14 protein-coding genes are annotated in these 18,379 nt (G+C 66.1%); 7 read left to right on the top strand and 7 right to left on the bottom strand.

The features are described from left to right. Positions 1–3: 3 nt before the first annotated feature. Together ACQ7JA_RS23175 and ACQ7JA_RS23180 are read right to left on the bottom strand one after the other, a co-directional pair. Positions 4–708, bottom strand: a complete 705-nt coding sequence (locus tag ACQ7JA_RS23175; protein ID WP_258826471.1) for an ABC transporter ATP-binding protein — start codon at positions 706–708, stop codon at positions 4–6. A gap of 31 nt (positions 709–739) precedes the next feature. Then, positions 740–2,008 (bottom strand): efflux RND transporter periplasmic adaptor subunit, encoded by a 1,269-nt coding sequence (locus tag ACQ7JA_RS23180; protein ID WP_430902067.1) that lies wholly within the window; start codon positions 2,006–2,008, stop codon positions 740–742. Between the two features lie 222 nt (positions 2,009–2,230). Between ACQ7JA_RS23180 and ACQ7JA_RS23185 the strand changes: the two genes are divergently transcribed. Next, a complete protein-coding gene (locus tag ACQ7JA_RS23185; RefSeq protein WP_430902068.1) occupies positions 2,231–3,340 on the top strand; it encodes an alpha/beta fold hydrolase in 1,110 nt (369 codons plus the stop codon). Between the two features lie 18 nt (positions 3,341–3,358). Here ACQ7JA_RS23185 and ACQ7JA_RS23190 read toward each other — a convergent pair whose 3' ends face one another. Beyond that, a complete protein-coding gene (locus ACQ7JA_RS23190; RefSeq protein ID WP_430902069.1) occupies positions 3,359–5,134 on the bottom strand; it encodes a YbhB/YbcL family Raf kinase inhibitor-like protein in 1,776 nt (591 codons plus the stop codon). Between the two features lie 129 nt (positions 5,135–5,263). Continuing rightward, positions 5,264–7,540, bottom strand: coding sequence for a 5-methyltetrahydropteroyltriglutamate--homocysteine S-methyltransferase (metE, locus tag ACQ7JA_RS23195; protein ID WP_430902070.1), 2,277 nt, complete (start codon positions 7,538–7,540; stop codon positions 5,264–5,266). Between the two features lie 96 nt (positions 7,541–7,636). Here metE and ACQ7JA_RS23200 point away from each other — a divergent pair, with 96 nt between their 5' ends. Further along, entirely contained in the window at positions 7,637–8,530 is an 894-nt protein-coding gene (locus tag ACQ7JA_RS23200) for a LysR family transcriptional regulator (RefSeq protein WP_430902077.1), read from the top strand. A gap of 35 nt (positions 8,531–8,565) precedes the next feature. Beyond that, complete coding sequence (locus tag ACQ7JA_RS23205; RefSeq protein ID WP_430902071.1) at positions 8,566–10,134, top strand: MutS-related protein; 1,569 nt, start codon at positions 8,566–8,568, stop codon at positions 10,132–10,134. Here ACQ7JA_RS23205 and ACQ7JA_RS23210 read toward each other — a convergent pair. Continuing rightward, positions 10,128–11,330 (bottom strand): CynX/NimT family MFS transporter, encoded by a 1,203-nt coding sequence (locus ACQ7JA_RS23210; protein WP_430902072.1) that lies wholly within the window; start codon positions 11,328–11,330, stop codon positions 10,128–10,130. The two genes, ACQ7JA_RS23205 and ACQ7JA_RS23210, sit on opposite strands and share 7 nt — an antisense overlap. Next, positions 11,327–11,953 carry an NAD(P)H:quinone oxidoreductase gene (gene wrbA / locus ACQ7JA_RS23215; protein WP_430902073.1) on the bottom strand — a complete coding sequence of 209 codons (627 nt, stop codon included), beginning with the start codon at positions 11,951–11,953 and terminating at the stop codon, positions 11,327–11,329. Before wrbA ends, ACQ7JA_RS23210 begins: the two co-directional genes overlap by 4 nt. Positions 11,954–12,053: 100 nt before the next feature. On the opposite strand from wrbA, the gene ACQ7JA_RS23220 reads away from it, so the two are divergent. Next, entirely contained in the window at positions 12,054–12,974 is a 921-nt protein-coding gene (locus ACQ7JA_RS23220; RefSeq protein ID WP_430902074.1) for a LysR family transcriptional regulator, read from the top strand. On the opposite strand, the gene ACQ7JA_RS23225 is transcribed toward ACQ7JA_RS23220, so the two are convergent. After that, a complete protein-coding gene (locus ACQ7JA_RS23225) occupies positions 12,971–14,698 on the bottom strand; it encodes a phosphoethanolamine transferase (RefSeq protein WP_430902075.1) in 1,728 nt (575 codons plus the stop codon). The genes ACQ7JA_RS23220 and ACQ7JA_RS23225 overlap by 4 nt on opposite strands. A 384-nt stretch (positions 14,699–15,082) precedes the next feature. Between ACQ7JA_RS23225 and rpsL the strand changes: the two genes are divergently transcribed. The 3 genes from rpsL (at position 15,083) to fusA (ending at position 18,295) form a co-directional block, all read left to right on the top strand. Continuing rightward, a complete protein-coding gene (rpsL, locus tag ACQ7JA_RS23230; RefSeq protein WP_027867278.1) occupies positions 15,083–15,469 on the top strand; it encodes a 30S ribosomal protein S12 in 387 nt (128 codons plus the stop codon). A 132-nt stretch (positions 15,470–15,601) separates the two neighbouring features. Next, positions 15,602–16,072, top strand: coding sequence for a 30S ribosomal protein S7 (gene rpsG, locus ACQ7JA_RS23235; RefSeq protein ID WP_231058255.1), 471 nt, complete (start codon positions 15,602–15,604; stop codon positions 16,070–16,072). A gap of 117 nt (positions 16,073–16,189) precedes the next feature. Then, entirely contained in the window at positions 16,190–18,295 is a 2,106-nt protein-coding gene (gene fusA / locus ACQ7JA_RS23240; protein ID WP_430902076.1) for an elongation factor G, read from the top strand. The last annotated feature ends 84 nt before the right edge of the window (positions 18,296–18,379 follow it).

Genomic DNA, 18,379 nt, shown 5'->3' on the forward strand with positions numbered 1-18,379 from the left:
TCCTTATGCCGTGGCCTTGTCGACCAGGGTCGGGCCCTTGCGCACCAGGTCCGAGACCTGGCCGTCGATGATGTGCACGTTGCGGTGGGTGCGCACGGCCAGTTCCGGGTCGTGGGTCACCATCAGGATGGTGGTGCCGGCCGCGTTGATCTCTTCCAGCAGCTCCATCACGCCGCGCGCCATCTGGGTATCCAGGTTACCGGTCGGTTCGTCGGCCAGCAGCAGTTTTGGACTGCCGGCCAGGGCGCGCGCGATCGCCACGCGCTGCTGCTGGCCGCCGGACAGCTCGGCCGGGAAGTGCTTCATGCGCGAAGCCAGGCCGACTTTCGACAGCGCGTCCTCGATCCGCTCCTTGCGCTCCTTGGCGTTGAAGCCGCGGTAGCGCAGGGGGACGTCGACGTTGTCGAACAGGTTCAGGTCGGGGATCAGGTTGAAACCCTGGAAGATGAAACCGAGCTTCTCGTTGCGCAGGCGAGATCTGGCCGCGTCGTCCAGGCCCTTCACGTTGACGCCGTCGAGGACGTACTCGCCCGAGGTGAATTCCTCCAGCAGGCCGGCGATGTTCAGGAAGCTGGTCTTGCCGGAACCGGAAGGACCGGTGACCGTGACGAACTCGCCCTGCTTGACTTCGATCTCGAAGCCGCGCAGCGCGTGGGTCTCGATCATGTGGGTGCGGTACACCTTGCTCAGGTTGGTCATGCGCAGCATGGGTTTCTCCTTGTTTGTCTTGTCAGGTTGTTCAGCGATTGATCGAGACGCGTGATGCGTTGTTGAAGGTATCCGTGCCGGCGATGACCACCTTGTCGCCGGGCTTGAGGCCCGACAGGATCTCGACGGCGGAAATGCTGGTGGCGCCCAGCTGGACCGGGGTACGCACGGCGATGCCGTTGTCCACCTTGTAGGCGAAGCGTCCGCCTTCGCTTTCGACGAAGGGGCCGCGCGGCAGCATCACGACGTTCGGGCGCTCCTCGATCAGCAGGCGCGCGGTCACGCGCTGGCTCTGGCGCAGGCCCTTGGGCTGTTCGCCGTCGAAGCGCACGCGCGCCAGCACCTGGTTGCGCACGACTTCGGGCGAGAGCGCCGACAGCTTGCCGGTGGCCTTACCCGAAGGCAGGGTGATCTCGGCGTTCATCCCGAGGCCGATGTCGGCCACATAGGATTCCGGCACCTCGACCTCGACTTCGAGCTTGGACAGGTCGACCAGGGTCATCAGGGGCGCATTGGCGGCGACCACCATGCGGTTCTGGACGTTCAGGGTGCCGATGAAACCGTCGACGGGCGCGCGCACGGTGAGTTCGTCGACGCGGCGCTGGGCGTTGGCCAGCGACAGGCGCTGGCGTTCCAGCTCATTGATCTTGGTCTTCAGGGCCAGCTGCACGTCGTCGCCCTCCAGGTTGGCCGCCTGGGTGGCGTGGCGGGCGCGGATCTCGGCCGAGTTCAGGGCGTCCTTCGCCTTCTGGTAGTCGATCTTGGCGATGATGCCGACCTGGGCCACGCCTTCGTAGCGTTCCAGGGTGCGCTGGGCCGACAGGCGTTCGATCTCGGCGGTGTCGGCTTCGCGCTGGGCCAGCAGCTTCTGCTTGCGCGACAGGATCTGCTGGCGCGCCACTTCCGCTTTCAGCTGCTCGTAGCTCGAGACTTCGCGCTTGAGTTCATCGGTGAGGTCGGGCGACTCCAGCACGGCCAGCACGTCGCCCTTTTTCACGGTGTCGCCGGCCGCCACCTTCAGGTTGACGGTGGCCGGAGCTGTCGAGTACAGGGTGGGGCTGACGGCGGCCACGATGCGGCCGTTGACCGAGGCGTCGCGCACCAGGGTGCCGCGGCTGACTTCGGCGATGCGCAGGCGCGCTTCGTTGACCGAGTGTTCGCTGCTGCTCCAGGCGCCGAGCACGGCGGCGGTGACGGCGGCGACGGCCACCAGGCCGCCCACCCACAGGGCGCGGCGCTTGATCTTGTGGACGGGCGCCGCGGTCAGGACGGCGTCTTGTTGTGAGGTATCGCGGATCATGGCTTCTCGATGACAACGTAGGATGCCGCTGTCAATGCATGATCCGTGCCAGTGTTGCAAGTACTTGATTTAACAGGAATCGTGCGGCCGGACCCTGTGTCCGCGGTGTCCGTCAATACCTGCCCGGACAGATGGGCGGACAGGGCGGACAGCGGACCCGGCAGTCGACGATATGTACGCCTTGCGGTATCGTATGGCGTTCAACATTTCTTCAGGATCCCCATGCGGTTTCCCCGTCTTGCCTGCCTCTTGGCCCTGTGCGCCGTGTTCCTTCCGGCCCACGCACAGAAACCCGCGAGCCGCGCCGAAGCGGTCAAGATCGTCGCCGACATGCGGCGCATCGTCACGCCGGAGGGCATCGAACGGACCCAGGCCGTGCGCATCGGCGGCATCGACCAGTGGATCTCGGTGCGCGGCGTCGACCGCCGCAATCCCGTCCTCCTGATGATCCATGGCGGTCCGGGCTATGTGAGCATGCCGACCAGCTGGTACTTCCAGCGCGGCTGGGAGGATTACTTCACGGTGGTGCAGTGGGACCAGCGCGGCGCCGGCAAGACTTATGCGGCCAACGATCCGGCCGTGGTGACGCCCACCATCACGCGCGCGCGCATGGTCGAGGATGCGGTGGAGATGGTCGCCTGGCTGCGCCGCGAGTTCGGCAAGGAGCGCATCTTCGTGCTCGGCCATTCCTGGGGCAGCACGCTCGGGCTCGAGGTGGCGCAGCGCCATCCGGAGTGGCTGCACGCCTACATCGGCGCCGGCCAGGCCACCAATGGGCCGGAAGGCGAGCGGCGCGGCCTGCGCTTTGCCCTCGATGCCGCCCGCCGCGACGGCAATGCCCAGGCCGTGCGCGAGCTGGAAGGTCTCGGCGACTATGCCGCGCCGGGACGGCCGATCAGGCTGGCCGACGTCTTCCTGCAGCGTAAATGGCTGGGCCATTATGGCGGCGCCGTGCATGGACGCCGCAACTTCGACCACGAAGGCGCCGCGGCCCGCCTGGCGCCCGAGTATTCGGACGCCGACCTGGCCACCATGTGGAAGGCCAACGACATCTCGACCGAACGCCTGCTGACGGAGGTCGTGTCGACGGACTTCAGCAGGATCACGCGTTTCAGGTGCCCGCTCATCCTGCTCAACGGCCGCCACGACTACAACGTGTCGGCCAGCCTGGCGGCCGAATGGTTCGAGAAGGTGCAAGCGCCGTCGAAAGCGCTGGTCTGGTTCGAGCATTCGGCGCACGAGATGTTCAACGAAGAACCGGGCAAGATGCTGGTGGCGCTGGTGCGCCACGCACGGCCGATCGCGGAGAAGGCGGGCGACGCGGCGCCATGATCCGCGCCGCCCCGGGGCTTACTTCGGCGGCTTCTGCTTCTGCGCGTAGGTGCCCATGATTTCTCCCTTGCCGATCACGTGGCCCTGCATCGCTTGCAGCAGCTGGTCGCGGTCGGCGCCGAAGGGAACCTCGAGCATCTTGTCGAGGGCGTAGACCTGGAAGTGGTAGTGGTGCGGCTTGTCGCCCACCGGCGGCTTGGGTCCGAAGTAGCCCGTCGAGCCGCGCGTGTTGCGGCCCTGGAGCACGCCCTCCGGATCGGTCAGGCGCGGCTGCTCCTGCAGGCCCTCGGGCAGGCTGGTGACCTCGGCCGGGATATTCCAGGCCAGCCAGTGCACGAAGGGCGTGCTAGGTGTCGCATCCGGGTCTTCCATGATGATGGCGTAGGACTTCGCGTTCGGCACCGCTTTCCAGGTGAGGGCTGGGGAGACGCCGTCGGCATACTCACTGTACTTCTGGTCCATCGCGCTGCCGGCCTTGAAGCTCGGGGAGCTCACCGTGAGCGTGCCTTGCGACTGGGTCTCCGCGCGCTTGTTCGCCAGCGGCACGCCGTTGCCCTTGTTGGCCTGCTGCTGCATCGGGCCGGCAGGCGCCATGGCGGTCAGATTGCCGGGTTTGCCGGTACTGTGGGCGATGCGGTAGATCACGCCGTTGGCGTCGTCCGCCATCAGCAGCGAACCGTCCTTGGCCCAGGCCAGGCCGACCGGGCGGGCGATGTGGGTCTTGCCGCCGTCCGTGAGGAAGCCGGTGACGAAGGGTTCGACCGACTGCGCCTGGCCGTTCGCGAAGCGCACCCGCACGATCTCGTAGCCGGAAGGCTGGGCGCGGTTCCAGGAGCCGCGCATGGTGACGAAGGCGTCGTTCGCATATTCGGCCGGGAAGCCGCCGCGGTGGCCGAACACCATCTGCATCGGGGCCGCGTGGGCGGTGTAGCCGAGCACCATCGGTGTGCTCCTGGCCTTCCACTCTTCCTTCTTGATTTCTCCCACCGGGGTGCTCTGCGGGTAGATCTCGCCGCCGCCGTAGACGTGGGGCCAGCCGTACATCTTGCCCATCTCGATCTTGTTGACCTCTTCCGGCTGCTGTTCGTCGCCGAGGAAGTCGATGCCATGGTCAAAAGACCACAGTTCGCCGGTCTGCGGATGCCAGTCGAAGCCGATGGTGTTGCGCAGGCCGGAGGCGAAGATGCTGCGCTGCTTGCCGTCGGGGGAGACGCGCAGGATGGTGGCGTTTTCCGGATTGCTTTCGTTGCAGGTGTTGCAGGTGCTGCCCACGGTGAGGTAGAGCATATTGTCCGGTCCGACCGCGATGGTGCGGTTCGGGTGCTGGCCGGAATCCGGCAGGTCGCCGATCAGGAGTTTCAGTTCGCCCAGGCGGCCGTCCGGCTTGACGTCGGCGACGAACAGTTCCTTGACGGTGACGAGGTAGAACTTGTTGTCCTTGATCGCCATGCCGTGGGCGCCGGCGCGGTTGGCGACCTCGATCGGCGCGCCGTCCGCGCGGCCGTCGCCGTTGGCATCCTTCAGCAGCAGCACATCGCCCTGGTCGCGCCGGCTCACGTAGATGTCGCCGTTCGGCGCCACCGCGATGATGCGGGCGTTCTTCAAACCGGTCGCGAAGGGCGTGACCGTGAAGCCGTTCGGGGCCTTGATGGCGCGCATGCGCTCCGGTGTCGCCTCGACCTTGTTCGGCTTGAAGATATTGGCCGTGGCCGACGCGCGCGTGCCGTCGCCCTGCTGGGCGAATGCCGCGCCGACCGCCATGCCGAGTACCGCTGCTGTCGTCACGCGTTTCATTTTGGCAACTCTCCCTCTTCACGTTATATGGATGTGAAAAGGGAGCGTGCCAGAACCTCAACCGGCGGTATGTGGGAGAACGTACGCAGCCGGTCGCAGCAAGGCGGCGCGGCGCGGGACAATCGCCGGTCAGGCCGCTTCGCGCAGCGTGCGCGCCGCCGCCACCATGTTCTCCAGCGCCGGCAGCACCTCTTCCCAGCGGCGCGTCTTGAGGCCGCAGTCCGGATTGACCCACAGCTGCGCGGGCGGAATGCGCGCCGCCGCTTCGCGCATCAGCTTCACGATCTGCTCGCGACTCGGCGTGTTGGGCGAGTGGATGTCGTAGACGCCGGGGCCGATGCCGTTCGGGTAGCGGAAGCCGTCGAAGGCGTCCAGCAGCTCGAGGCCCGAGCGCGAGGTCTCGATGGTGATCACGTCGGCATCCATGGCGGCGATGGCCTGGATGATGTCGTTGAACTCCGAGTAGCACATATGGGTGTGGATCTGCGTCGCATCGCGCACGCCATTGGCGGCGATGCGGAAGGCCTCGACCGCCCAGCCGAGATAGTCGTCCCATTTGTCGCGGCGTAGCGGCAGGCCTTCGCGCAGCGCCGCTTCGTCGATCTGGATGATGCGTACGCCCGCGCGTTCCAGGTCCTGCACCTCTTCCCGAATGGCGAGGGCCAACTGGCGGCAGGTGGCGGCGCGCGGCTGGTCGTCGCGCACGAAGGACCAGTTGAGCATCGTGACCGGGCCGGTGAGCATGCCCTTCATCGGTTTGCTTGTGAGCGACTGGGCGTAGCGGGTCCATTCGACCGTCATCGGGCGCGGGCGGCGCACGTCGCCGTAGAGGATGGGCGGCTTGACGCAGCGCGAGCCATAGGACTGCACCCAGCCGTTGGCGCTGAAGGCATAGCCGTCGAGCTGCTCGCCGAAGTATTCGACCATGTCGTTGCGTTCGGCCTCGCCGTGCACGAGGACGTCCAGGTCCAGCGCTTCCTGCTCGCGCACGCAGCGCCGAATCTCGGCTTGCATGGCGGCGCGGTAGCCGTCGGCGTCGAGTTCGCCGCGCTTGTGGCGCTGGCGTGCCTGGCGGATCTCCGGCGTCTGCGGGAAGGAGCCGATCGTGGTGGTGGGATAGCTGGGCAGGTTCAGCACCGCCGCCTGCTCGGTGAGGCGCTGGGCGTGCGGGCTGGCGCGCTGGCCCATCTCCGGGGTGATGGCGGCGACGGCCTGGGCGACTTCCGGACGGTGCACGCGTTTCGACGCGCGGCGGCGGTCGACGGCGGCGGCATTGGCCAGCAGCGCTTCCTGCACCTTGACGCGGCCGTGGTCGAGGGCGCATGCCAGCAGGCGCAGCTCTTCCAGCTTCTGCACGGCGAAGGCGAGCCATGAGCGGATTTCCGGGTCCAGATCGGTCTCGAGCTCCAGGTCGACGGGGACATGCAGCAGCGAGCACGATGGCGCGATCCACAGGCGTTCCTGCAGCTGCCGCTGCACCGGCTCCAGCCAGGACAGCGTCGCGTGCAGGTCGGTCTTCCAGATGTTGCGGCCGTCGACGACGCCGAGCGACAGGATCTGCTGCGGCGCCAGCAGCGCGATGGCGCTTGCTACTTCGTGCTCGGCGTTGATGGCGTCCAGGTGCAGGCCGGCGACCGGCAGCTTGCAGGCCAGCGGCAGGTTCTCGCCGAGGGGACCGAAATAGGTGGCCAGCAGCAGCTTCGGGCCGTGGCCCTGCAGGGCGGCATAGGCCTCCTCGTAGGCCTGGCGCCAGCGCGGATCGAGGCTTGTCGCGAGGGCCGGTTCGTCGACCTGCACCCACTCGACGCCTTCGCTGGCGAGCCAGTCGAGCAGCCGGGCATACACCTTCAAGAGGGCAGGCAGCAACGCCAGGCGCTCGCTGCCGTCCTTCGACTTGCCGAGCCAGAGATAGGTGAGGGGCCCGAGGATCACCGGCTTGGCGTGCACACCGGCGTCCTGCGCCTCGCGCAGCTGCGCCTGCAGGCGGCTGGTGTCGAGGGCGAAGGTGGTGGTGGCGTCGAACTCGGGGACGATGTAGTGGTAGTTGGTGTCGAACCACTTGGTCATCTCGCCGGCATGCACGCAGCCGCAATCGGCGTCGCCCGGCGCACGGCCGCGTGCGACGCGGAAGTACTGGTCGAGCAGCGTGCCGCCATGGCCGTGGGCGCGGGCCGGGATGTGTCCCAGGGTGAAGCTCATGTCGAGCACCTGGTCGTAGAGGGAGAAGTCGCCCACGGGAGCGTAGTCGAGCGCGGATTGCTGCGCCCAGTGGCGGGTGCGCAGCTCGGCGGCCTGCGCTTCCAGTTCGCCGGCGGTGGCGGCGCCTTGCCAATAGCGTTCCAGGGCGAATTTCAGTTCGCGCCGGGCGCCGATGCGGGGAAAGCCGAGGTTGTGTGTGGTGGTCATGGCAGTGGTCCTGTTGATGTCGAAGCCATGATAGGACGGACAACTCATGAATAAAATTGATATGATTTCATATATCCATCGATTTTCTTCATGCATATGATCGAGCGTTTCCATCTCCTGATCCTGCGCGAGGTCGCGCAGCGCGGCTCGCTGACGGCTGCCGCCGAGGCGCTGCACCTGACCCAGTCCGCACTGAGCCACGCGATCCGCAAGCTGGAAGGGCAGCTTGGCGTCGACGTCTGGATCCGCGACGGCCGCAGCTTGCGTCCGACCCCGGCCGGCCTCTATCTGCTGGCTTTGGGCGGGCGCCTGCTGCCCCAGCTCGAGCACGCCGAACGCCTGATGGCGCAGTATGCGCAGGGGCAGCGCGGCACCCTGCGCATCGGGATGGAGTGTGCGCCCTGCTACCAGTGGCTGCTGAAGGTGGTGGCGCCCTATCTCGCCGCCTGGCCGGACGTCGACGTGGACGTCAAGCAGCGCTTCCAGTTCGGCGGCATCAAGGCGCTGGAGGAGTGGGAGATCGACGTGCTGGTGACGCCCGACCCGGTGCACAAGGCGGGCCTGGCCTGGGTGCCGGTGTTCGACTACGAACAGGTGCTGGTGGTCGCGAAGCGCCATCCGCTCGCGGGGCGGGAGTACGTCGAGCCCTGCGACCTGGTGGAGGAAGTCCTGATCACCTACCCGGTCGACATCGACCGCCTCGACATCTACAACGCCTTCTTCCTGCCTGCCGGCTGCGCGCCGCGCCAGCGCAAGACCATCGAGACCACCGACATCCTGCTGCAGATGGTCGCCAGCGGACGCGGCGTGGCGGCACTGCCGCGCTGGCTGGTCGAGGAGTACGCGGTGAAGATGCCGGTGGTGCCGGTGCGCCTGGGCCAGAACGGCATCCCGAAGAGCATCTTCCTCGGCAGGCGCGCGGACGACGCCGCGGTCGAGTACCAGGACGCCTTCATCCGCCTGGCGGCCGGCATCGGTGACAATGCTTGAGATTTGGAGAGCGGCCGCGCTGCTAGGATCGCGGCATGATCCGATCTCTCCTGTCCGACCTGCTTCGCCCTGTCACCGATTTCTTCAAGCCCGAGGCCGAACGCGAGCCACCCACGCCATTCTTCACGCCGGAAGAGATCAGCCGCCTGCATTGCGTCACGCCGGACAGCCGCGCCGCGCTCGATGCCCAGACCTGGCAGGACCTGCTGCTCGAACCCTATGAGGAAACGCTGACGCGGCAGACCAGCATCTTCGGCCGCCAGCTCCTGCACCGCCGCCTGCGCGCGGGCCTGGACGACCGTGAAACCGCCGCCCTCGGCGAACGCCTGCGCGGCCTGCTCGACGATGCGCCCCGTGTCGACGCGCTCATGAAGGCCCTGCGTCCCCTGCGCCACGCCGAGACCGAAGTCGCCGGCCTGCTGTTCGAAGGCGAGGCGCCAAGCCCGCCGGCCTGGGCGCGCTTCACCTGGGTGCTGCCGCTGCTCCTGCTCCTGTCCCTGGGTTTGCTCCTCACGCAGCCGCTGGGCTGGATGGCGACCCTGGCCGCCGTGGCGCCCCTGATGGGACTGCAGATCGCCTGGCACCGCCGCGTCGAAGCCTGGAACCAGGTCCTGAACAGCCTGCAGGCCCTGCTGGCGGCGAGCACCAGGCTGGCGGCGCTCGGCGGGCCGCTCCTCGAGCCCTTCGTTGCGGCGCGCGCGCAGAACGCGCGCCTGCACCAGCGCCTCGCGCGGCCGCTGCTGTTTCGCGCCTTCCCGCCCGCCGAGTCCTATTTCAACTGGTTCGCCGCCTGCAATGTGCGCCGTTTCTGGCGCACGATGGAGGCGGTGCACGCGGCGCGCGACTTCCTGCGCGAGCGCTACCTGGAGGCCGCCACGCTGGAAGCCGACGTCACCCTGGCGCGCCACCTGCGTGGCCTGGATCACTGGTGCTGGGCCGGGCGCAGCGCACCGCGCGTACTGGAGCTGGAAGAGGGCGTGCATCCGCTGATGGACAGGCCGGCCGCGCTGTCGGTGGCGCTGGACGGACGCGGCGCCTTCATCTCGGGCCAGAACGCCTCGGGAAAAAGCACCTTCCTGCGCATGGTGGGCCTGAACCTGGTGGCGGCGCGCGCCTTCGGCTTCTGCTACGCGAAGCGCGCGGTGCTGCCGGCGGTGCCGGTACGCGCCAGCATGCAGAACGAGGATTCGCTGCTGGGCGGCGAGAGCCTGTACATGTCCGAACTGCGCCGCGCGCGCGAACTGCTGGACGCCAGCGGCGCACCAGGCGGCATCTGCCTGATCGATGAAGTCTTCCGCGGCACCAATCACCTGGAATCGGTGTCCAGCGCCGCGGCGGTGCTGGAAAGCCTGGCGTCACGCGACCTGGTGCTGGTGTCCTCGCACAACCTGGTGCTGGCGCGCATCCTGGCCGGCAAGCTCGAACCCTTCCGCATCGATACGAGCGGCGGCGCGCCAGCCTTGCAACCGGGCGTGCTGCGCGAGCCGAACGGCATCGCGCTGCTGGCCACCCAGGGCTTCGGTCCGGAAATCGAGGGCAGGGCGGCGGAGGTGGCGCGCTGGCTGCATGGTCACCTCGCCGAGCCTGCACCGGAAGTTCATTGACCAGCGCGCGCGCCGCCGGCACGCACGGCCGATGCGGCGCCGGCTGCCGCCAGGGCCGACACCAGGACGATCCAGGCGGCCGCCTGCCAGCCATGGGCCTGGATGGCGCCGCCCACGAATACCGGGCCGAGCACCTGGCCCAGAGCACTCCCCTGCATGAGCAGTCCCAGCATGACAGGCACCAGGCCGGCCTCGCGCGCCAGCAGGGGCGCCGACGAGATCAGGGTGGCCGGGACCAGGCCGCCCACGGCCGAGAACAGGATGCACAGCAGGAGCGTGGGCAGTGCGCCGAACCATTGCAGGTAGATGCCGGGCGCGGTCAGCCCCATGGCCAGGCAGGCCGCGGCCAGCAGGACGAAGCGCCGCGCGCCGCGCGCCAGGAGCCGGCCCGCCGCCAGGTTGCCGATGATGTTGGCGGCGGCGGCCAGGCTTGCCATCAGGCCGGCCGCGTTCCCGTCGACACCCATGCGCTCGACCAGCAGGACCGGCAGGAAACCGAACAGCGCGAAAAACATCAGGCTGTACAGGGCAAAGCAGAGCGCCAGCAGCACTGCCGGCCGGCTCCCCAGCACGGAAAGGGCGTCGCCGGCGATGCTGCGCATGGGGGGCGATGCGCGCGCCGGCGCCGGCGGCAGCAGGGCGGCAGCGGCCAGCACTGCCGCCGCGAGCCCGGCGCTGGCCCACCACAGATCGCGCCAGTCGCCGTACTGCGGGCCCACGCCCATGGCCAGGGCCAGTCCGGCCGGCATGAAGCAGCTCCATAGGCCGAAGGCGAATTCGCGCCGTGCCGGCAGCACGGCCCGCTCAAGGATGGCGGGGCCGGCGACCGTGATGAAGAGAAAACCGAGGCCTTCCAGGATGCGCGCGGCGAGCAGCACCGTATAGTCGGGCGCGAGCGCGCCGAGCACCGCGCCCAGCAGCGCTGTCGCCAGGCCGGCCAGCAGGACCGGGCGGTCGCCGACGCGCGCCACGAGCGCCCCGGCGGGGATGCCGCCGAGGATGCCGAGCAGCGCGAAGATGCCCGTCAGCCAACCCGCGGCCGACAGGTCCAGGCCCATGTCCGCCAGCAGCCAGGGGGTCGCGATCGCCGCCTTGCCGGCCTGGAAGGCCGTGACGATGCCGGCGGCGACCACCAGCGCCACGGCCCCCCATCCCACGCCGGACTGCGCATCCGTGCGCGCCATATCCGCCCTCATGCCGGGTCCCGATGGCGCGATGCCGCCAGGGCGCGCGCGATGCCGGCCACGTGGCGGCCCTGGAAGCGCGCGCCTGCGAGCTCGTTGGCGCTCGGCTGGCGGTCGCCGCCCTCGCCGTCTTCCGCCAGGGTCGAGGCGCCATAGGGCGAGCAGCCCGTGATCTCGTCCATCCGGTTCTGGCCCTTGAAGGTGTAGGGCAGGCCGACGATGACCATGCCGAGGTGCAGCATCACGGTATGGACCGACAGGATCGTGCTTTCCTGGCCGCCGTGCTGGCTGCCTGTCGATGCGAACACGCTGCCGACCCTGCCGACCAGGGCATCCCTGGCCCACAGGCCGCCGCACTGGTCGAGGAAGTTCTTCATCTGCGCCGCCATATTGCCGAAGCGGGTGGGCGTGCCGATCACGATCGCGTCATAGTCGGCCAGTTCGGCTACCGTCGCGACCGGTGCCTCCTGCGCGCGCTTGTAGCCCGCCTTCTGCGCGACCCGTTCCGGGACCAGTTCCGGCACCCGTTTGATATGGACACTGGCGCCGCCTTCACGCGCGCCCGCGGCGACCGCATTGGCCATGGCTTCAATGTGGCCGTATGAGGAGTAATACAGAACCAATAGCTTCGTCATCGCTGCTCCTTTCCTTGCTTGCTTGTGAGGCAAGGCTAAGGCAAGCATTCATTCAGCGGGAGTGATATAAAGTCGATGAGTTTGATCGATTGGATTGATCATGTTGGATGTCCTGACCCTTGACCAGCTGCGTACTTTCGTGACGGTCGCCGACAGCGGAAGCTTCCGCGCCGGCGCCGCGCGCCTGCTGCGCGTGCAATCCGCCATCAGCCATGCGATCGCCAACCTGGAGGGCGAACTCGGTGTCAGCCTGTTCGATCGCTCCGGGCACCGGCCGGTGCTGACGTCCGAGGGCGAGGCGCTGCTCGCGAACGCGCGCGATATCCTGCTCAGGGTGGATGCCATGCGGGCACGCGCGCGCGGCATGGGCGAGGGTGTCGAACTCGCGCTGTCGCTCACCGTCGATACCCTTTTTCCCATCGCCCAGGTGGGCGCCGCCCTGGCCGAGGTGCGCGCCGCTTTTCCGACAGTCGGCATCGGGCTGGCCATCGAAGCACTGGGCGGGCCGCTGCGCGCCCTGCTGGAGGAGCGCAGCACGCTGGCGATCCTGGTCGGCGAAGACTTCCGCGACCCGCGCATCGCGCTGGAGGGCATCCGCACCGTCGAACAGCTGGCCGTGGTCGCGCCGCATCATCCGCTGGCCGCGCGTGCGCAGGCAGCCATCGGCCCGCCGGAGCTGGCCGACCATCTACAAATCGTGCTGGCCGATCCGACGCCGTTGTCGGAAGGTCGCAGTTTCGGTGTGCTCTCGCCCCAGACCTGCCGTGTGAATACCCAGGACGCCAAGCACGCCATGATCGTCGCCGGCCTGGGATGGGGAAGGCTGCCGGCCTGGCTGGTCGAGCAGGACCTGCTTGCCGGGCGCCTGGTGCGCATCAAGGCGCAGGGACTCGGCCGCGCCGGTGGACTGCGTTCGGAGGCCTACATCGCGCACCGGCTCGACGCGCCGCTCGGACCGGCGGGACGGGCGCTGCGCGCGGCCCTGCTGCGCCAGGCGTCCAGCGTGGAAGGGACGACCTAGCGGCGCGGCAGCGGCTTGCCTTTCGCGATCACCTCGCGGCAATCGCCCTTCATGGTCGCATCGTCATAATCCGTCCAGCCCCAGCTGTCCACGTAGCGCTTGTGGCGCTTGAGGGCCGGGTTCACGAAGCTCCATTCAAGGCGCTCGCCGGGATAGCGGATGTCGGCCATGTCCAGCACGGTGTGGAACATGTTCTCGGTCGAGAGCCTGGCCTTGCGGTGCTTGCGCAGCTGCTCGACCTTGGCCGGAAAACGTTCGCGATAGGCGTCCGAATACCAGACGAAGGCCGGCACGTGGAATTCGTACTGCGTGTTATGGCCGTGGAAGGCGATCCTGCAGGACTTGTCGTACAGGGTCTGGCCGTGGTCGGCGACATATAACAGCGAGGACGGCAGGCTGCTCTCCTTCAAGAGGCCGATCACGTTCGACAGGAACCAGTCCGTGTACAAAATGGCGCTGTCGTAGCTGTTGTTCATCTGCGGCTCGATCCGGGTGTCGGTGTAATCCGGTTTCGCGATCGACTGCAGGGAAGGCTGCCAGCGGTCGAACTCCTTCGGATAGCGGTGGCCGTAGTTCCAGTGGCTCCCTAATGTATGCAGCACCACCAGCACCTTCTGCGCCGGGTCGGCGATCGCGCGCCGCAGGGGCGCGAGCAGCACGCTGTCATGGTTGGAGGCGTCCGAAAAGCCGCCCAGGTTCAGGAACTGCACGTCGTCCGCCTCCTTGGCGAACACCGACACCGGCGTGTCGAACTTGCCGAAGGAGACCTGGTTCGAGATCCAGAAGGTCTTGAAGCCGGCTTCCTTGAAGGCCGACAGGAAGGATTTTTCGGAGAAGCCGTCCTTCAGGCTTTGCATCGCGGGCTTCCTCGAAATGATGACCGGCACCGACAGGCGGGTGGCCGACACCGGCGTGATCACGTCCTTCAGCATGACCAGGTTCTCCTCCTTCGCCAGCAGGGGATTGGTCTCGCGCGCATAGCCGTTCAGGCTCCAGCGGTCGTAGCGCGAGGATTCGCCGATGACCACCACCACGAGCTGCGGGCCGTGCTCCGGGCCCGCCTGGGTAGCGCCGAAGCGGAAGGCGGCGCTGCGCCGGTTCAGTTCCGCGAGATACACGCGCTCTTTATAGAAGTCGATGCCGCGCGCCGTGAGGCCGAAGGGCCAGGAGCGCGCGAACACGCCGGTCTCGACCGGCAGCCTGGCCCAGGCGGGCAGGGAGGGCATGAAGCGCTGGGCGCCCAGCACCGCCAGCGCCAGTCCGAGCACGGCCAGCACGAGCCAGCGCGAGCGGTCGTTCCAGTCCAGCGCGCGGGTGCGCCAGGCCACCGCCCAGGTCGAGCCGAACCACAGCAGCACGCCGATGAGCACGACGCCCAGCAGCCAGGCTTTCGCACCGAGGAATTCCAGCGCCTCGCTGGGGCTGGTCTCGGCGATGATGCCCAGGTGGTGGGTCGAGATGCCCTGCCCGTAATACGTCAGGAGATAGAGTTCGGTCGGCAGGGCGAGGAAGGCCGGCAGCAGGGCCCAGTGGAACCAGGCCGGACGCTTGAACAGGGCCCAGACGGCGATCCAGGCGAACACGCCGGCGCCCAGCAGCTGCCACGGGTCGCCTCCCTGTACGCCCATCAGCGGCGCGGCCAGCGGCATGCAGGAGAGCAGGGCATAGCTCAGCAGCAGGTACAGGTTCGCGGGGCGCAGCAGCGGATGCGGCAGTCGGGGCATGGAGCGGTGTAAGCGGGAAATCGGCTATTATCCCGTCTTTATCGCCGGAAATGCGAAGTTTTGCAGAGCTTACCAAGACTTCCCCGCCCCGGGTTTGTAGCAAGCTTGCCACATCCACCACGGTAAACCGCCGGTTTACCGCCGCCGACCCCGAATAAGGGCTTGACGAGGCGGCAAAGCGGTTGACCCACTGCCGTATCAAGTCTATACTCGCGAGTTCTCGATTTATTCTGCACATGGTATACGCATTCGCAGCCGCTCCATTGTTGAGTGGCTTTCGTCGCCTCCGCTGTGAGTGGTGAATAGAGACAAGGTTTCAGTCCCCGGGCCATGCCATCACCGTCCCGGGTCATCAACGTAGTAACTTTGTTGGATTTTTGAACGATGCCAACCATCAATCAACTGATTCGCAAGCCGCGTGAAGCCGCGGTTGTGAAGAGCAAGTCGCCGGCACTGGAAAACTGCCCGCAAAAGCGCGGTGTTTGCACCCGTGTCTACACCACGACCCCGAAGAAGCCGAACTCGGCACTGCGTAAGGTCGCCAAGGTTCGCCTGACCAACGGTTTCGAAGTCATTTCGTACATCGGCGGTGAAGGCCACAACCTGCAAGAGCACAGCGTCGTCCTGATCCGCGGCGGCCGTGTGAAAGACTTGCCGGGTGTGCGTTACCACATGGTCCGCGGCGCGCTGGATACCCAGGGCGTGAAAGACCGTAAGCAGGCTCGCTCGAAGTACGGTGCGAAGCGCGCTAAAGCTGGCGCCAAGAAGTAATTCTGCCCTGTCACAGACAGGTCACATTAAAAAGTTAAGTTGAGCCGGCCGGAAGGCCGAGTAAGTGAAAGATCATGAGGGTCTTTCGCGAGTGTGGATCCCGCACTCAACTGAAGATAGGAAGGAATTGAAATGCCACGTCGTCGTGAAGTACCCAAGCGCGAAATCCTGCCGGATCCAAAATTCGGCAACACCGATGTCGCCAAGTTCGTCAACGTTCTGATGCTGTCCGGTAAAAAATCGGTCGCTGAAAACATCATCTACGGTGCGTTCGAATACATCCAGTCCAAATCGGGCAAAGACCCGCTGGAAGTGTTCACGACCGCGATCAACAACGCCAAGCCGCTGGTGGAAGTCAAGTCCCGCCGTGTCGGTGGCGCCAACTACCAGGTGCCAGTGGAAGTTCGTCCGGTTCGTCGTATGGCGCTGTCCATGCGTTGGTTGCGCGAAGCCGCAAACAAGCGCAGCGAAAAATCCATGCCGCAACGCCTGGGTGGTGAACTGATGGAAGCCGCAGAAATGCGCGGCGGCGCGATGAAGCGTCGTGACGAAGTCCACCGCATGGCAGAAGCGAACAAGGCGTTCTCGCACTTCCGCTTCTAAGCACATGGCCAAACCCCTTCGGGTGGTGCGGCCTGCAGTATCCGTTGTTCAGGCCGGGCGCGTTTTGATCCTCAAAATGTTGCCCGGTTTTGTCCATTCAAAGATTTAGGAAAAATTATGGCACGCACTACCCCCATTGAGCGCTACCGCAACATCGGTATTTCCGCTCACATCGACGCCGGTAAAACGACCACCACCGAGCGCATCCTGTTCTACACGGGTGTGAACCACAAGATCGGTGAAGTGCACGACGGCGCCGCCACCATGGACTGGATGGAGCAGGAGCAAGAGCGCGGCATTACCATTACCTCGGCAGCGACGACCTGCTTCTGGAAGGGTATGGCCAACAACTTCGAGCCGCACCGCTTCAACATCATCGATACCCCGGGCCACGTCGACTTCACCATCGAGGTGGAACGTTCGATGCGCGTGCTGGACGGCGCCTGCATGGTCTACTGCGCAGTCGGCGGCGTGCAGCCGCAGTCGGAAACCGTGTGGCGTCAGGCTAACAAGTACAAAGTCCCGCGTCTGGCATTCGTCAACAAGATGGACCGTACCGGTGCGAACTTCTTCAAGGTGTACGAGCAGATGCGCGCCCGCCTGAAGGCCAACCCGATCCCGCTGCAAGTGCCTATCGGCGCCGAAGACAACTTCAAGGGCGTGGTCGACCTGGTCAAGATGAAGGCCATCCTGTGGGATGACGCATCGCAGGGCATGAAGTTCGACTACGTCGACGTGCCGGCCGAACTGGTCGACACCTGCAACGAGTGGCGCGAAAAGCTGGTCGAAACCGCCGCCGAAGCGTCGGAAGAGCTGATGAACAAGTACCTCGAAGAGGGCGAGCTGTCGGAAGCCGAGATCAAGAAGGCGCTGCGCCAGCGTACCATCGCGGGCGAAATCGTCCCGATGATGTGCGGCACCGCATTCAAGAACAAGGGCGTGCAGGCAATGCTGGACGCGGTCATCGAATACCTGCCGTCGCCAGTGGACATCCCGCCGGTCTCGGGTACCGATGAAGACGACCAGCCGGTCAGCCGCAAGGCCGACGACAGCGAGAAGTTCGCTGCGCTGGCATTCAAGATCATGACCGACCCGTTCGTCGGCCAGCTGATCTTCTTCCGCGTGTACTCGGGCGTCATCAACTCGGGCGATACCGTCTACAACCCGATCAAGGGCAAGAAGGAACGCGTCGGCCGTATTCTGCAGATGCACGCGAACCAGCGCGAAGAAATCAAGGAAGTCCGCGCAGGCGACATCGCCGCAGCAGTCGGCCTGAAAGAAGCAACCACCGGCGAAACCCTGTGCGATCCGTCGGCACCGATCATCCTCGAAAAGATGGTGTTCCCGGAGCCGGTCATCCAGCAGGCAGTCGAGCCGAAGACCAAGGCTGACCAGGAAAAGATGGGCCTGGCACTGAACCGTCTGGCTCAGGAAGACCCGTCGTTCCGCGTGCGTACCGACGAAGAGTCGGGCCAGACCATCATCGGTGGTATGGGCGAGCTGCACCTGGAAATTATCGTTGACCGCATGAAGCGTGAGTTCAACGTGGAAGCGACCGTCGGCAAGCCGCAGGTTGCATACCGCGAAACCATCCGCAAGGCAGTCACCGACGTCGAAGGCAAGTTCGTCAAGCAGTCGGGCGGTCGCGGCCAGTACGGTCACGCTGTCCTGTCGATCGAGCCGCAAGAGCCGGGCAAGGGCTTCGAATTCGTCGACGCCATCAAGGGCGGTGTGGTTCCTCGCGAATACATCCCGGCAGTCGAGAAGGGTGTGCGCGAAACCCTGACCAGCGGCGTGCTGGCTGGCTACCCGGTGGTTGACGTCAAAGTCACCCTGACCTTCGGTTCGTACCACGACGTCGACTCGAACGAAAACGCGTTCCGCATGGCGGGCTCGATGGCGTTCAAGGACGGCTGCCGTAAAGCGAATCCGGTCATCCTCGAGCCGATGATGGCCGTGGAAGTGGAAACGCCGGAAGACTACGCCGGTACCGTGATGGGCGACCTGTCGTCCCGCCGCGGTATGGTGCAGGGCATGGACGAAATCCCGGGCGGCGGCGGCAAGATCATCAAGGCCGAAGTCCCGCTGTCGGAAATGTTCGGTTACTCGACCTCGCTGCGTTCGGCGACCCAGGGCCGTGCGACCTACACGATGGAGTTCAAGCACTATTCGGAAGCTCCGAAGCACGTGATCGACGCTATCGTCACCGCGAAAGCCAAGTAATACAAAACCGGAGACGGGGTTCATGTGGATCCCGTCTCCAAGCAAGCTAAAAAACAAATAAACGTTTCTTTTAAAGGAAGATAG

Source organism: Massilia sp. BKSP1R2A-1 (assembly GCF_050586525.1).
Classification (GTDB): domain Bacteria; phylum Pseudomonadota; class Gammaproteobacteria; order Burkholderiales; family Burkholderiaceae_D; genus Telluria.